We start from the raw sequence: 15,174 nt of genomic DNA on the forward strand, positions 1-15,174 counted from the left end.
AAGCACAATAGCTTTCGCAAATAAACGATCAATTTTTAAAAATCGACTGGTTCATAATAGTTCGACATCCGAATCATATTCATTGCGTTAAACCGGTTGATCCTCGCGGGACACTACATGGTTCGCACGAGGCGGAAAGCATCGAAGATTGCCGCATGAATGTTCCGCGACGATTCCGCATCACCAATCCGATACAGTTCGTAACCAGCAGGCTCCTCAGTCATCCACGGTTGAGCCTTGCCGAGCAAGAGGCAATCAAGGTCGGCTTTCCCTTCGTTCACTGACTCGCTGCGCAGCTCATGAAACAGATCGTCGACGGGCATCATGCCGCGCTCGACCACAACATGATCCGCATCCATGCAAACCGGCTCCGAAGTCAGTTCATGCGTGAACCAGGCGCGGCATTTGTTGCCAGGCAGACGCTCTACCCGCTGGAGCCGCAAATTGTGTCGCAGGGCAACCTTCAATTCGTTGAAACGACGCAGCCAGCCAATATGATCTCCCCGTCCCGCCAGTTCCTCGCCAAAACATCCGTCCAGCGTGACCAGCTCTACTTCGATGCCAGCTTGCGCGTAACGCTCGGCACATGTTGCCGCCACATGCCGGCCGGTACCGTCGTACACGATCGCGCTTCCTGATGCAGGGACGTGCACGGTCAGCGCATCGAAGGCCGAGGTACAGTGTTCGTTCCCCGGCAAATCATCGAGATCGGGCATCCCGCCAGTCGCAACAATCACAACGTCGGGATGCTCAGCCAGCACTACGGAAGCGTCGGCATAGGCGCCGGTCCTGACATCCACGCCCAGACGATCCAGCTCGTTCGCCCGCCAGTCCACGATCCCGATCAGGTCCTTACGCCAGCTCCCCGTGTGCGCAAGCAAGACCTGACCGCCAAGCTTGGGAGCCGCTTCGAATAACACCACTTGATGCCCGCGCCGCGCAGCAACGCGCGCGGCTTCGAGACCGCCCACGCCTCCGCCGATCACCACCACTTTGCGGCCGGAGCGTTGGGCTCGATCAACCTCGTGTGCGATCCAGGTCTCGCGTCCCGTTGACGGATTGTGAATGCACGCAGATTGATGAGCACGGCAAAATGATGCGCCCACGCAGGGTCGGATGCGATCCTCTTCGCCGTCGATCAGCTTCTTAACAATATGCGGATCGGCGATATGTGCACGCGTCATGCCAACCAGGTCGAGCATGTTTTCCGACACTGCATAACGCGCGCTGGCAAGGTCGGCGATCTTCGCTGCATGGAACACCGGCAACGACACTTCGCGTTTGAACGCGGCGACTGCCGGCAACCACGGCGCTGACTTGGCGTACATGGTCGGCATGTTGTCATCGGCAAGCGCGGCCGCCGTGTCCATGCGCCCGTAGACCACGTTGAAGAAGTCGATCAAGCCCGACGCTTCGAGTATTTTGGCCGCCGTCAGCGCGTCGGCGGAAGTCAGGCCGCCTTCCAGCGCCTCGTTGATGACATAGCGAATACCGACGATAAAGTCAGTGCCCACCTGCCGGCGGATCTCTTCATGAACCTCAAGCACAAAGCGGCATCGATTTTCAATGGAACCGCCATATTCGTCGGTCCGCCGGTTAGTCATGGGGCTGAGAAACTGCCCGATCAAGTGCCCGCCAGCCAGGGTTTCAACACCGTCGAGCCCCCCGTCCTTGCAACGCCGGGCCGCATGACCGAAGTCGCGGATGGTGCGTGCAATGTCGCTGTGGTCCATCTCGCGTGGAATGCTTCGATGCAGCGTCTCGCGCACTCGCGACGGCGCAATAGTCGACAACCAGTCCGATGCGTACGGACTTCCCCGCCGCCCCATGTGGGTAAGCTGGCACATCAGCGCAGCGCCATGTTTATGCATTCGCTCGGAAAACGCCTGAAAACACGGGATGATCCGATCATCGGTGAGATCGATCTGCGCGAACACGTTGGAACTGTCGCGGCTCACAACCGACGAGCCGCCGAACATGCTCAGCCCAATCCCCCCAATGGCCTTTTCTTCGTGATAACGCTGGTAGCGTTCGAGCGGCAAACCGTTTTCCGTCAAACCACTCGCGTGGCTCGTACTCATAATCCGGTTTTTCAACACCAGGTGTCGGATCCGCAGCGGCTGCAGCAACGGGTCGTGGCTCCGTGGAGGACGGGTCATTGAACTCACTTTGGCTTGGGGAATGGATGGAATGGATGGGTTGGCGGGCACGCACGCTGTCATTTTTCAAACATCCAATGCACGGACCCAGACAGAATGTTATGGTTATCGACGCCTGCTTTGACCCGTGTTTGAATAGCTAGAACATAGGCAGCGCATTAAATTCCGTCAAATGACATTTGCTCTTTCGATCCCAACATAATGTTATGGATACGCTACGCAACTTCGGCTCGTCAATGAATTCGCTGGTGGTGTTCGAGGTCGTCGCCCGGGAGAAAAGCATTACCCGCGCGGCAAATGAACTGAACGTGACGCAGGTCGCCGTCAGTCGAATGATCGTGAGACTGGAGAAAGCGCTAGGCACTCAGTTGTTCGTTCGCTCGCGCGCCGGGCTCGTGCTGACGGACGACGGGCTGTTGCTCGAACGCGGTGTGAATGAGGGCTTCGGGCATATCAAGCGTTCTGTAACCGATATCAAGCAGCGGCAGCAGCGCACGCAGACAGTCACCCTGTCGCTCTCCAGCGCTTTCATTGCGTACTGGCTAATGCCGAGATACCAACGCTTTCAAAGCGCGTTTCCTGAAATCAGCTTGCGTTTCGATGTAATCAGCGGTGTCCTTCAGGGCACCACCGATGAAGCCGATCTCGCGTTACGCCCAGCGGACCAGCGACGTAAATCCCAGCAAGGATGGAACTTCACGCCGGAAGTCATCGTGCCGGTTTGCAGTCCGTCCTATCTTGAGAATCATGGGCCGCTTGATCACGCGCGTGATTTGCCCAAGCACACGCTGATCGAGTTAGTGCCGACAACAATCAATTGGGAAAATTTCCACGAACGCGTCGGCATGGCCGGGACAGTGCCGGATGACCCGCTGATCTTCTCCGACTATGCGCTGGTGCTCCAGACCGCCATGATCGGCCGTGGCATAGCGCTAGGCTGGGTGTCCGGCGTGTCTCATGCATTGCGAACCGGACAGTTGGTTCCGGCTTCCCGGCACGTTGTCATAACGGGCCGTCACTACGAACTGATCAGTGGCCAACGTCCCGCACGACCGCATGTGGAGCGGGTGAAGGAGTGGCTGGTGGCCGAAATGGAAGCGGACCTTCAGGAGGTCGCACGCATGTATCCGGTCTTGGGGAAGGTCGCGCCGCCAGAAGGGATTTCTTAAAGCGGGTCGAGGTTTGGACTGAACTATCGCTAAGCGAGTTTCGCCGCAACGCTGGTTGCAGCGAAACTCAAGGCACCAAATCCGAGCTTAGTTAACCCGAAACGCAGCAACACTTTCTACCAGCCCATGAGCCTGCTCGCGCATTGACACGGCAGCCGCTGCCGCCTCTTCAACCAGCGCCGCGTTTCGTTGCGTGACTTCATCCATTTGGGTGACGGCCTTGTTGACTTGTTCAATGCCGTCGCTTTGCTCCTCGGAAGCCGACGCAATCTCCTTCATGATCGCAGTGACGCGTTGAACTGAAACCAGGATCTCCTTCATGCACTGGCCGGCATTATCGACGAGTGTGGCGCCGCTCTGAACGCGGCCATTCGAATGATCGATCAGTCGCTTGATGTCTTTGGAAGCGATCGAGGAGCGCTGCGCCAGATTGCGAACTTCGGATGCAACAACAGCAAAACCCCTGCCGTGTTCGCCCGCTCGCGCGGCCTCGACCGCCGCATTGAGTGCAAGGATATTGGTCTGGAAAGCGATCCCTTCAATCATGCCGAGGATCTCTCCAATCTGTTTCGTACTATCGGTGATCTCGTCCATGGTCGCGACGACTTCCGAGACGACTTCGTTGCCGCGATTGGCAATGGAGAATGCATCGCCGGCCAGTACTGAAGCTTGCCGTGCGTTGTCGGCATTCTGTCTCACCGCAGACGTGAGCTGCTCCATGCTCGCAGCAGTTTCTTCCAGCGACGCAGCCTGTTCTTCGGTTCTTCGTGACAGGTCCGAATTGCCTGACGATATCTCGTCCGTGGACGTTCCAATGGACTGCGCCGCGCCGATGATTGCAACCACGGCCTGACGCAGTTGCGCCTGCATCTCCTGCAGCCTGAACAGAAGGCTGCCTCGATCGCCGGCTTGCAGGTCTATGTGTTGCGCCAGATTACCACCCGCAGTCGCGCTCACGACCAGGGCCGCATATTCAGGCGAGCCGCCCAGCGACCGATTCAACCTGCGGTTCACGAAGTACACAACCCCAGACAGCACGGCAGCAATAAGCGCAACGAGCACCACCAACTGGCGCAGCGATGCATTGAATGCCTCGTCGATATCGTCCAGATAGGCGCCCGTCACGAACGACCAGTCCCAAGGTTTAAAGGTTGCAATGTGGCTGCGCTTGCGTACGGGTTCCTTCGAACCAAGCCGGGGAGTGGCGTAGTCGACGAACCCATCGCCAGAACCCTTCGCGATTTCGGCCATCGCACGGTACACATACTTCCCGTTGGAGTCCTGATAGTCGCCAAAGTATTTACCCTCCGTCTCCGGCTTCGAAGGGTTCATGACCGCGTGGCAATCTGAATCGACGATAGATACGTATCCGTCAGTGCCGTAACGGATTGCCCGCAATTGCGCGAGTGCCTGCTTCTTCGCCTCAGGCGTCGATAACGTTCCGTCAGCGGCCAGCGCCGCGTAGCGTCGCGTGATGCTCATCGCGATATCTCCCGCATCCTTCAACGAATGCTGCCTTTCTTGCAGGCGGACCTCGCGAGTCTGGTATGCCCCAAAGCCCGCCACAGAGATCAGGCAAATCAGGGAAAGCGCTAAAGGAATCCACAACTGTTGCTGAAATGTAAGCCGTTTCATGAGGTCTTTATATAGAAGTGTACTTAGCGGTGTACGGCACGAAGCTCAGATACTTGATAGTTCTCTTCGCGTTCTTTGGTGTTTTTTCAGATTGGTGCCCTGCTGCCGAGCGTGCTTCACGCTCTCGCTTCCTGCTGCTCTCAAGCGGGTCGTTGCCGACCTTGGTCAAACAAGATCATATCGAGTGTACACATTGCATTTTCCTTGGAAAAAGTTATCTCTCGGCAAGTCCGTTTAGATGGGGTATTCCCTTAAATGACGCATTTAATTAGGGTTTTCACCAAACTAAAGCACACGTGCACCAACAAAAATATACTTAGATATCTTGCCAAATTATAATGTGAACACTAGACTTTTAGATATCGAACGCCACCAGACGCCGCGCTTAGAAGGAGTCGACCAGATGACCGGGACTTTGGGTATCGGGCAGATTCCTTCGCCGGCGCTCCGGCCGGCCTGTGCTGCAGGAATGGAGTCAAGAAGAGTTGGCTTAGGGCACGTCGCTCGCGAGTACTTGCCATTAGTTGTCGACGCAAACGCGATACCGGCTCAGGCGAGCGGCGGGATCGTCACCGCCGCCAATATGTTTTTGACGCGCTCAACGTCATGGCTCGGAGCAGTCTTTGAGCGTAGACGTTGTAATTGCAGGCTGAAGCAACCAGTGCATCAATTCCACTAAGACGCCTTAGCGGGCTTTTCACTATTACGCATTAAATCTTATCTATTTCGTAGTCCGACATTTTGTAATGTTCGACGTCAGGGCAAAGAACACCTCTGCCGATGCCCCTGTCGAGCAAGAAACACGCTTTTTTATTTATACACTCGGAGACTGACAATGTACGACGTATTTCAAACGGATCGCCTGATCGACATGTGGCTGACCGAAGACATTGGGTACTGTGACCTCACCGCACAGGTCATGATCGAAGCGGACGAAACGGGTGCATTCTTCATGAATGCTCGCGAAGACCTGATCGTGGCGGGTATCGACGTCGCAGCCCGTGTATTCAAGCGCTACGATTCAACGCTCGACGTCGTCGTACGCGTCAAGGACGGTGACCATGTAAAGAAGGGGGCGGTGCTTCTTGACGTAAAGGGCAATGCACGAAGCGTGCTGACCGCCGAGCGCACGGCACTTAACATCGTGCAACGCATGTCCGGCATTGCCAATCTCACGGCCGAGTACGTCAAGGCGGTCGCAGGAACGCGTGCACGGCTGATCGACACACGCAAGACCACACCCGGTTTGCGCATGCTGGAGAAACACGCGGTGACTTGTGGCGGGGGCTTGAACCATCGCCTCGGGCTTGATAACGGCGTGATGATTAAAGACAATCACATTGCGGTTTGCGGCGGGATCAAGAAGGCTGTGCAGCGTGCGCGCCGGCATCTGCCGGTATTGACGAAGCTCGAGGTGGAATGCGATCGCATCGAGCAGGTCGAGGAAGCGCTGGAAGCCGGCGTTGACGTCATCATGCTCGACAACATGTCGGTAGCGGAAATGACGAAGGCCGTGGAGTTGGTCAATGGCCGTACGAAGCTTGAAGCGTCTGGCGGTATTAATCTCGCGACGATCGGGGAAATATCCAGGACGGGCGTCGACTATATCTCCACAAGCAAGATCAACCAGGCCTCCGTGTGCGTTGATATCGGTCTGGACGAGGCGGAGTAACCCCCTTATGTCCGATGGAATTTTCTTCTTTGTGGTCGGCCCGAGCGGCGCCGGTAAAGACTCTCTGATTGACGGAGCGCGTGAAGTCCTAAGCGATTTCGTCTTTGCGCGTCGGGTCGTCACCCGCCCTCACGGCTCCCCGGGTGAAGATCACGAAGCGCTTAATGAAACTGAGTTCGCGCGTCTCGACGGCCAAGGGGAATTCCTGATTACCTGGTCGGCACACGGACTGAGATACGGTTTGCGCCGTGAACTCCTCCATCCGATTTCGCGGGGGCAACACGTCATCGCGAACGGATCGCGGGCAATGATCGACGAGCTTTCACGCCGCGTGCCGCGACTGGTGATTGTCGAAGTGAGCGCGCCAGCTTCCGTGCTGGCCGCGCGAATTCTCGGACGAGGCAGGGAAACGCCGGACGAGGTTTTAAAACGCGTAACGCGTCAGGTCGAACCGACCTCCGCGGATGTCGAGGTCCTGAAGGTGCTCAATGACGGCACGCTTGAGCAAGGGATAGAACGTTTCGTCGCGGCGCTCGGCCGCGCCACACAGCCCGCTGCGCCCAGCATGCGCGCGTTGAAGGCAAAGATTGCAGGCGATGAACTGAACGAAGCTCAATATGGTGCAGTGCTCGACGACATCCTTGCACTGCGTTACTCGGACCGGAATATCAACGCGTTCCTCTTGCACGCGTCGCAAAACCTGTCCGACGCCGAAGTGCTTGCGCTAGCAAGGGTCAGGTGCAAGCTGTCGCCCCGGATCGAATGGGACGAGCCAATCCTCGTTGACAAGCATTCAATGGGTGGCGTTCCGGGTAGCCGGATTACGTTGATCGTCGTACCCATTGTGGCGGCGTTCGGGCTTGCAATGCCGAAGACGTCATCGAGAGCGATCACCTCTGCCGCAGGCACTGCCGACGCGATGGAAACGGTTGCACGTGTCGATCTCACGAGCGAAGAGGTACGTCGTTGCGTCAGTGAAGCGCGCGCCTGTATTGCGTGGAACGGACGGCTGAATCACTCGTTGATTGACGACCGGATCAATGCATTTACCAGACCGCTGGGCCTCGACTCGAACCGCTGGTCCGTGGCGTCGATTCTGTCCAAGAAGTGGTCGGCCGGATCCACTCACGTCATCATCGATCTTCCTTACGGCCCGAACGCAAAACTCAAGGACGAACACGAAGCGCGCACTTTAGGTAACCTTTTCGAATATGTGGCAGCGGGCTTGGGGCTGCACGTAAAGGCGATGGTCACCGATGGCAGCGGCCCGATCGGGCGGGGCATCGGACCTGCACTGGAGGTGCGTGACGTGAAGCAGGTCCTGGACAACGATCCGGACGCACCCGCCGACCTGCGGGAAAAAGCACTCCGTTTCGCGGCGGAGATACTTGCGTGGGCGCCGTCCATTGGCACTGTTTCCAAGGGGCGGCAGTTTGCAGAGTCGCTGCTTTACTCCGGCCGGGCGCGTAGTGCATTCGAAAGGATTATCGATAGCCAAGGCCGGCGAGTACCACCAGCTTCGCCGGCTGGGTATCGTCAGACGGTCGTGGCGCAGCAAAGGGGAATCGTATCCGGCATCGACGGCTGGGCCATCGGCGGAATCGCTCGAAAAGCCGGCGCTCCAGCGGACCTCGGCGCGGGCGTGGATCTTCTCGCCACAGTGGGTCAGCAGGTCGAGCCCGGGGATGGACTATTTCATATCTACGGCGCTGACGAAGAGCTTGTCTCGGCCGCGGTTCTGTTGGCGCAAACAACGCGCACGCATGACATCTGCATGGAAAGGTTGAATAGCCTCCCCTCCGCCTGAAGCGTGACGATGACGATGACGATGACGTAGCGATAAAGCGATAACGACGAGACAGTGATCAGCAGGACCGCAGCGGTAGCAGTGATTCCATATAAAGCGCGTGGTTAATTATCCTTGGAGTAGTGAGAATGCCCAAAAGAGTCGGCAATTTACGGTGGGGGATTGTTTCGTTGCTGATCGCTCCCATTACGTTCGTCATGACGCTGGACCGCGCTGCAATGACGATCGCTGCACCTACGATCCAGAAGGAACTGGGTCTGTCGCTTGTCGAGATGTCAGTGATCCTGACTATTTATTTCTGGACATACGCATTGGGGCAGGTCCCCGCCGGCAGACTGGCCGAGCGTCATGGCTCGAGAAAGGTCCTGTTTGGAACGAGCGCGCTGTGGTCCCTGATGATGATCGTGACGCCGTTAGGCGTGGGCTTTAGCTGGCTCGTGGGCTGCCGCGCGCTGCTCGGAGGTGCACAATCCGCCGACTGGTCTAGCGGCATACTCGCGGTGAAACGCTGGTTTCCCAGGAATGAACGCGCAAAGGGAAACTCCTTTCTCCTGGGCGGCCTTTATCTCGGACCCATCATTTCAGCACCGCTTACCGCCTGGATGATCTTGCAGTTCGGCTGGCACTCGGTCTTCTACGTGTTCGGCGCAATCGGCCTCATATTGGGGATCGCGTGGTGGTTCGGTTATCGCGATGTTCCCGCGCAGCATCCGTTAGTCACCGCTGAGGAAGCGACGTATATTGCAGCGGGACAGTCGGAACCGGAGGCGGTTGCCAAAGGGGTATTTCTGAAGTGCCTCCGGCACCCGCGCTTCTGGCTTTTCGGTATCCAGTACTTCCTGCTGGTCCTGATCCAGAGTTTCTATACGACATGGCTCCCGACCTATCTCATGCGCGCACGCGGACTTTCGCTTAAGTCGATGGGGTTCGCGGCATCGCTTCCCTGGATCGCCGTGTTCGTAGCAGTATTTGTGGCGGGGATCGTGTGCGACAAGATATTGAAGCGCACTCAATCGGTCTGGGCCGCTCGCGCTCCGGTTGCCATGGTGGGATTTCTTGTTAGCGCCATCGCCCTCTGCCTGGCTTCCTATGCCGTCAATATTGCGGCCGTCGTTGGTTTCCTGTGCTTGTCTTTCGCTGCGGTCGGGTTCGTGCAAGTGGTTGTCTGGTCGGCAGCTCAGGACCTGGCGCGGGATTTCACCGGCGTGATGTCTGGTTGGACCAACCTGTGGGGAGCGGCATCGAATGTCGCAGGACCCGTTAGCGTCGCTTTCATGGTGCGGCTTACCGGTAACTGGGGGAGCGCGTTGGTCGTCATCGCACTGGCGGCTGGAGTGGGCACGGTGCTCTGGTTGTTCGTGCATCCTGAGAGGCCGCTGTTTGACACGCCGAAAGCCCCCGTCGCGGTTCCGCTTGAAGAGCACGTCCAGCCGATGACAAGCAACACCGGCCTGACCAGCGATCTGACTTCGGAGGAAGTGCGCCCTTGATTCTGGTTGCCTCCGGGTTGCAGACCTGCCGCTTCCCGGGGCATTTGACTTGAAATTGATATCAAATCAATTTAAGTGTCGACGCCTTTAAGGTGGCCGCAGCGCGCGTCGAGCATTCAAGCTTGCGGAACACGCTTTCCACATGCGTGCGCACCGTGCTGGGACTCAACTCCAGCACCTTCGCAACCTCCTTGTTACTCGCGCCCAGGCTAATGTGACGGAGCACCTCCGATTCCCGTGGCGACAACAGCGTTGCCTGGGCCGGGCGGGGTTTAATACCCCCTCCGCCCCCGTCATACTCGTCACGCGCATTTGCGATCAGCGCGTTGACAGCATCGGCATTGAAGCGCCCTGCCGATGCCTGCTCACGAAGCGATGTTGCAGCCTCTTCGGAAGATAGCGCCGCACGCCAGGGACGCTTGGCGCGCATCGCGACCCACGCGGCGGCCGCAGCGAGCACCTGGCCTTCGCGCGCTATGCCACCGCCTTCTGCACCCCGGAAATAGCCCGATCCATCGAGCCGCTCATACGCAAGCGATGCAATCTCCGACTCGCGAGCGAGCGCGCCGATCTGCTTGCCTGCCCGTGCGGTCCAATACGGCACCAGCCGCACTTTCTCCCACGCAGCCGCAGGCAAACGACCCGGCGTATTCCATACCGAATTGGGCACAGCCGCGCGTCCCATGCCGTGGATCAAACCAGCGAGATACACGCTGCGCTGGGTTTCCTCATCGAAACCCAAACGCGCGCCGCACGCCGCCGCTGCTTTCGCCACGCGCCGTGAATAGCCTGCCATCCAGGGCAGCTTCAAGTCGATCACATCGGCGATGATTTCCGGCGCGCTCGTTTGTTGCATCGGCTGCGTATTCAAGGGTTCATCGCGTGCCGATGCACTCCACTGCTCAAGCTCGTCCAGCCAGTTTGCCGCGCGCGACAAGGCCAGTTGCGCGAGCGCTTGAGGATACTGACGGCCCGCCTTCTGCGCGATCAGCGCCTTCGCCTGCTCGACTCCGTAGATGCGGCTAAAAATTTCGATATCGCCGGCCAACGCAACGAGAAACACGGCATCGGGCACCTTGCCGCCCTGCATTTGTTGCGGGAAACCGCCGCCGTCCCAGCTTTCGAAAATGTGCCGCAACGCCACCTGGGTTGCGCCGGCCAGGCCGAGCATGCGCGCGACCTCGCCCGATACTTCGCAGTGAATCTGCGCCAGCGGCGTGATGGTCGCGCCGAAGTTTCCCGGCGCTTCGTCGCCGGCCCAACCGGGCCGCATCGCAAGCATGTTCGCCCTGCTGCCGACATCGTCTCCCAGCCACTCCGAAAAACCCGCTGCATTTGCCGTGCAGCCCGACCAGCGCAGCAGCGACACCTCCTTGACGACGCAGCACTGCGCGGCGTCGTGGCCGGCGTCGGCGGCGAGCCGGCCGGCAAGCCAGCCGGTACGCATCGAATGATCGGTGGGCTGCCCCATGCTGAGGTCGCCGACAAACGCAAGCGCCTTGACAGCGTCCAGCACCCGGATTGCAGAGTCGTCTTGCATCAATTTCGCCTCAGTTTTCGCTGCTCATGTAAGCGTCCGACAGATGCGTCCTCGGATCAGGCTCGGTCATTTGACCGATACAAGACATTGCCCGATCAGCGCATTCTCCATTTCGCACACTAATTTCCGTCCAAACCCTATTTCCCCTGGAGGATTCACATTATGAACACCCTGCTCAAAAAATGCCTTGCCGCTACGCTGCTGCTCGGCGGCCTGCTGTCGCTCTCCGCATTCACCCCGGCAAGCGCCGCCTCTGCCCCGGATGACCTGAAGGGAAAGAATGTGGTGCTGGTGCATGGCGCGTTCGCCGACGGATCGAGTTGGGACAAGGTCATCCCGATTCTGGAGGCAAAAGGCTTGCACGTAGTGGCGGTACAAAATTCTCTCAAGTCGCTCGACGATGATGCCGCTGCTACCAAGCGCGTGATCGAGCAGCAAAACGGTCCGGTCATCCTGGTGGGTCATTCCTGGGCTGGTGCAGTGATCACGCAAGCCGGTAATGACGACAAGGTGAAAGCGCTGGTGTATGTCGCCGCTTTTGCGCCCGACAAGGACCAGTCGATCAATGACATTTTGAAAGGAAAGCCGGCGCCATCGTGGGCGTCCTCGCTGCAGAAAGATTCCGCTGGATACCTGACGCTGTCCACCGATGCGATCATCCACGACTTCGCGCAGGACTTGCCGGTTGCACAAGCCCGCATCGTGGCAGCGACTCAAGGTCCTTGGTTCGCCGGTTGTAGCGACGACAAGGTGACCGAAGCCGCGTGGCATAACAAGCCGTCGTGGTGGGTATTGACGGAAAAGGACCGCATGATTCCCGCTCCTTTGCAGGCCGCCATGGCGCAACAGATTGGCGCGACTGTAGTGAAGGTTGATGCAAGTCATGTGGCGATGCTGTCGAAGCCGGCGGACGTCGCGGCTGCAATCATCACCGCGGCACGCAGCGTGCAGTAAGTTACTTCGATGTTCGCGGCGAGGCCCCCGGACGGGGGCCTTCGCATTGAATCATTGCATTGAATCATGACGGCGTTCCATCATCGCACCGCGAGCGATGCCCTTAGCATGTCCAGCACCGCCGCCACTTTCGGCGTGAGTTGGCGTGCTCTCTGCCAGATCAGGAATAGCGGCAGGCCATCGGTTGCGAAGCCGCTCAAGACTTCGACAAGCCGGCCGGAACGCAGCTTGCCATCTGCCAGCCACGTCGCCAGTTGTGCGATCCCCAATCCCGCCTCCACGGCTGCGAGCTGCGCCTCTGCATCACCGAACACAAGGCGATAAGGCAGCGCCCGCTTCACGACCGCCCCCCCTTCGGCAGCAAAGGTCCATGAACTCACGGTTCCATCGGGCCGTCCGTAACAGATGCAGTCGTGCTCGATCAGCGAGTCGGTATTCATCGGCTCACCGCGTCGCTCAAGATAGCCCGGCGAAGCGCAAAAGATCAGACGCTCATTGCCGACATAGTGGTGCGCGATCGATGCGGGCCACTCACTCATTGCGCCAATGCGCACGGCTACGTCGACCCCTTCTTCGACGATATCGACAAACCGGTCCGTGAACGTGACATGCGGCAGCAGATTAGGATATTGCTCGCAGAGTTTCGTCACGATGGGCAGCACCGCAAGGCGGCCAAATGTTGCCGGCAAGTCGATGCGAATGCGCCCCATCGGTTCGATCTTTTGAGCAGCCAAAATTGCTTCGGCTTCAGCGAGCTCGCGCAGTATGCGCACGCACGTTTCATAGAACGCCGAGCCTGCATCGGTGAGCGCGAGAGAGCGCGTCGTTCGCTCGAACAAGCGCACGCCAAGCCGCTCCTCCAGCCGCGCGACGCTTTTGCTCACTGCCGAGCTTGTCAGGTTAAGACGCTCGGCGGCCGACGCAAAACTGCCGGAATCAGCCGCATAGACAAAGGGAGCGATACCTTTCAGACCTTCAGAAGATGCCATGTCATTAGCGAAAATATTTCATGAATTAGATGAAATACTATCGCGAAAGGCGGCTTCACTATCGAATAAGCTCTTTTCTTTGACTTCCAATGATGGATCGCCATGCAAAAACGAGCCTTGATCGTCGGTTCCAGCGGTGTGATCGGGACGGCGCTTTCCGAGCATCTCCTGGCCGCTGACTGGAACGTCACCGGCCTGTCGCGCGGACGCGGTACGCCGACTGCCGGCGTGCACGCGCTGACCGCCGATCTCACCGCGCCCGACGAAGTCGCGGCTGCCCTGAAATATCTGAACGTGGACGCCGTGTTCTTCACGGCTTGGGCGCGCCAGGCGACCGAGAAGGAAAATATTCGCGTCAACGGCGCAATGGTGAGCAACGTGCTGAACGTCGTGGGCCCATCGCTTCAAGGCGGTCATGCGGCGCTGGTCACGGGGCTGAAGCACTACCTTGGCCCGTTCGAGGCATACGGGACCGGTGCCGTGCCCTTGACGCCCTTTCGCGAAGAGCAAGGCCGTCAGCCGGTCGACAACTTCTATTACGAACAAGAGGACAGGCTGTTTGATGCCGCCTCTCGCTTCGGCTTTACATGGAGCGTGCATCGCCCGCATACCATCATTGGTTATGCGCTCGGCAATGCAATGAACATGGGCGTGACGCTCGCCGTGTATGCCACGCTGTGCAAGGAAAGCGGCCGGCCGTTTGTATTCCCCGGCTCTGCCACGCAATGGAACGGGTTGACCGATATGACCGATGCCCGCCTATTAGCACGGCATCTGGAGTGGGCGGCGACTAGCGAGCAAGCAGCGGATGAAGATTTCAACGTCGCTAACGGCGATGTATTCCGATGGCAGTGGATGTGGTCGCAGATCGCGAACTACTTCGAGATCGAGGCCGCTCCATTCGATGGCGTGACGCGTCCGTTAGAAAGCCGGATGCATGACAGCGCCCCGGATTGGCTGGCCATCGCTGCGCGTCATGAACTCAAGGAGCCGGCGATTGAAAAGCTCGTATCGTGGTGGCATACGGACGCCGATCTTGGCCGGCCCATGGAGGTGGTGACCGATATGTCGAAGAGCAGGAAGGCAGGCTTTTTAGCGTATCAAAGCACGCTTGACTCGTTTGTCGATCTTTTCGAACGATTGAAGCGCGAGCGGGTTATACCTGGCTAGAGGGAATGGCACTTACTTAAGCCAGCATGGAGGAGAAGACGCGGGTAATTACTTGAAGAGAAACGGAGGAGTCTGATCCAGGGATTGATAGGATGGTTGTTACCAGGCAAACACCCGTCTCATTCCAAGGACCAGCCCTCATGGATCGTAATGCACGAAGTCATCACAGGCAAACACTAGGCGGCGTTCAAAGCCGGGCACGCAGGGCCCAGGCGGTTGACTACTTCAACATACTGACGAGCCCGGAGCTGTTGGACATAACGGAAGCGCATTTGCCAGAACATCGGGAACGGCTGTATCCGCCGACGGTGACACTGTCGATGTTCATGCGCCAGGCGCTGGAAGAGGACGCCTCCTGTCAGAAGGCGGTCAACGGGTGGGCTGCGCAGCGAGCTGCCGACGGGCTGCGACCCATGAGTGTGCGTACGGGAGGCTACTGCCGCGCTCGCCAGAGACTGCCTCTGACGATGGTGCGGGAGTTGACGCGCGAGACAGGACGTCAACTGCACGAGCAGGCCAGAGCGGCCTGGACGTGGCGCGGGCGCCCGGTCAAGCTGGTTGACGGGACAGGGATCTCGATGCCCGATAC

General features: G+C 58.5%; 11 protein-coding genes. 7 read left to right on the forward strand and 4 right to left on the reverse strand.

Going from position 1 to position 15,174, the window contains the following annotated elements; genetic code table 11:
* Positions 1–113: 113 nt before the first annotated feature.
* Positions 114–2,222 (reverse strand): oxidoreductase, encoded by a 2,109-nt coding sequence (locus tag ACMX25_RS36705; RefSeq protein ID WP_414954775.1) that lies wholly within the window; start codon positions 2,220–2,222, stop codon positions 114–116.
* A gap of 143 nt (positions 2,223–2,365) precedes the next feature.
* Between ACMX25_RS36705 and ACMX25_RS36710 the strand changes: the two genes are divergently transcribed.
* A complete protein-coding gene (locus tag ACMX25_RS36710) occupies positions 2,366–3,328 on the forward strand; it encodes a LysR substrate-binding domain-containing protein (RefSeq protein WP_414954776.1) in 963 nt (320 codons plus the stop codon).
* An 87-nt stretch (positions 3,329–3,415) separates the two neighbouring features.
* Here the strand turns inward: ACMX25_RS36710 and ACMX25_RS36715 are convergent, their stop codons facing one another.
* Positions 3,416–4,963: a methyl-accepting chemotaxis protein gene (locus tag ACMX25_RS36715; RefSeq protein ID WP_414954777.1), complete on the reverse strand. Its 1,548-nt coding sequence runs from the start codon at positions 4,961–4,963 to the stop codon at positions 3,416–3,418.
* Between the two features lie 835 nt (positions 4,964–5,798).
* Between ACMX25_RS36715 and nadC the strand changes: the two genes are divergently transcribed.
* From nadC to ACMX25_RS36730, 3 genes are all read left to right on the forward strand, one after another.
* Positions 5,799–6,635, forward strand: a complete 837-nt coding sequence (gene nadC / locus ACMX25_RS36720) for a carboxylating nicotinate-nucleotide diphosphorylase (RefSeq protein WP_414954778.1) — start codon at positions 5,799–5,801, stop codon at positions 6,633–6,635.
* A 7-nt stretch (positions 6,636–6,642) separates the two neighbouring features.
* Positions 6,643–8,442 carry a phosphonate metabolism protein/1,5-bisphosphokinase (PRPP-forming) PhnN gene (phnN, locus tag ACMX25_RS36725; RefSeq protein ID WP_414954779.1) on the forward strand — a complete coding sequence of 600 codons (1,800 nt, stop codon included), beginning with the start codon at positions 6,643–6,645 and terminating at the stop codon, positions 8,440–8,442.
* A gap of 128 nt (positions 8,443–8,570) precedes the next feature.
* A complete protein-coding gene (locus tag ACMX25_RS36730) occupies positions 8,571–9,932 on the forward strand; it encodes an MFS transporter (protein WP_414954780.1) in 1,362 nt (453 codons plus the stop codon).
* A gap of 61 nt (positions 9,933–9,993) precedes the next feature.
* Here the strand turns inward: ACMX25_RS36730 and ACMX25_RS36735 are convergent, their stop codons facing one another.
* On the reverse strand, positions 9,994–11,472 hold the full coding sequence (locus ACMX25_RS36735; RefSeq protein WP_414954781.1) for an HD domain-containing phosphohydrolase: 1,479 nt from the start codon (positions 11,470–11,472) through the stop codon (positions 9,994–9,996).
* 162 nt (positions 11,473–11,634) lie between these two features.
* Between ACMX25_RS36735 and ACMX25_RS36740 the strand changes: the two genes are divergently transcribed.
* Positions 11,635–12,426, forward strand: coding sequence for an alpha/beta fold hydrolase (locus ACMX25_RS36740; RefSeq protein WP_414954782.1), 792 nt, complete (start codon positions 11,635–11,637; stop codon positions 12,424–12,426).
* 80 nt (positions 12,427–12,506) lie between these two features.
* Here ACMX25_RS36740 and ACMX25_RS36745 read toward each other — a convergent pair whose 3' ends face one another.
* Positions 12,507–13,415 (reverse strand): LysR family transcriptional regulator, encoded by a 909-nt coding sequence (locus ACMX25_RS36745; protein ID WP_414954783.1) that lies wholly within the window; start codon positions 13,413–13,415, stop codon positions 12,507–12,509.
* 102 nt (positions 13,416–13,517) lie between these two features.
* Between ACMX25_RS36745 and ACMX25_RS36750 the strand changes: the two genes are divergently transcribed.
* Complete coding sequence (locus tag ACMX25_RS36750) at positions 13,518–14,585, forward strand: SDR family oxidoreductase (protein WP_414954784.1); 1,068 nt, start codon at positions 13,518–13,520, stop codon at positions 14,583–14,585.
* Between the two features lie 140 nt (positions 14,586–14,725).
* Positions 14,726–15,174 (forward strand): transposase (locus ACMX25_RS36755; RefSeq protein ID WP_462686304.1); only part of this gene is annotated, 449 nt, incomplete at its 3' end.

This window comes from Caballeronia eucalypticola (assembly GCF_047608185.1).
Taxonomy (GTDB): Bacteria; Pseudomonadota; Gammaproteobacteria; order Burkholderiales; family Burkholderiaceae; genus Caballeronia.

Coding starts and splice junctions, on each gene's coding strand:
- ACMX25_RS36705 (WP_414954775.1), bottom strand. CDS start 2,222: ATGACAGCGTGCGTGCCCGCCAACCCATCCATTCCATCCATTCCCCAA.
- ACMX25_RS36710 (WP_414954776.1), top strand. CDS start 2,366: ATGGATACGCTACGCAACTTCGGCTCGTCAATGAATTCGCTGGTGGTG.
- ACMX25_RS36715 (WP_414954777.1), bottom strand. CDS start 4,963: ATGAAACGGCTTACATTTCAGCAACAGTTGTGGATTCCTTTAGCGCTT.
- nadC (WP_414954778.1), top strand. CDS start 5,799: ATGTACGACGTATTTCAAACGGATCGCCTGATCGACATGTGGCTGACC.
- phnN (WP_414954779.1), top strand. CDS start 6,643: ATGTCCGATGGAATTTTCTTCTTTGTGGTCGGCCCGAGCGGCGCCGGT.
- ACMX25_RS36730 (WP_414954780.1), top strand. CDS start 8,571: ATGCCCAAAAGAGTCGGCAATTTACGGTGGGGGATTGTTTCGTTGCTG.
- ACMX25_RS36735 (WP_414954781.1), bottom strand. CDS start 11,472: ATGCAAGACGACTCTGCAATCCGGGTGCTGGACGCTGTCAAGGCGCTT.
- ACMX25_RS36740 (WP_414954782.1), top strand. CDS start 11,635: ATGAACACCCTGCTCAAAAAATGCCTTGCCGCTACGCTGCTGCTCGGC.
- ACMX25_RS36745 (WP_414954783.1), bottom strand. CDS start 13,415: ATGGCATCTTCTGAAGGTCTGAAAGGTATCGCTCCCTTTGTCTATGCG.
- ACMX25_RS36750 (WP_414954784.1), top strand. CDS start 13,518: ATGCAAAAACGAGCCTTGATCGTCGGTTCCAGCGGTGTGATCGGGACG.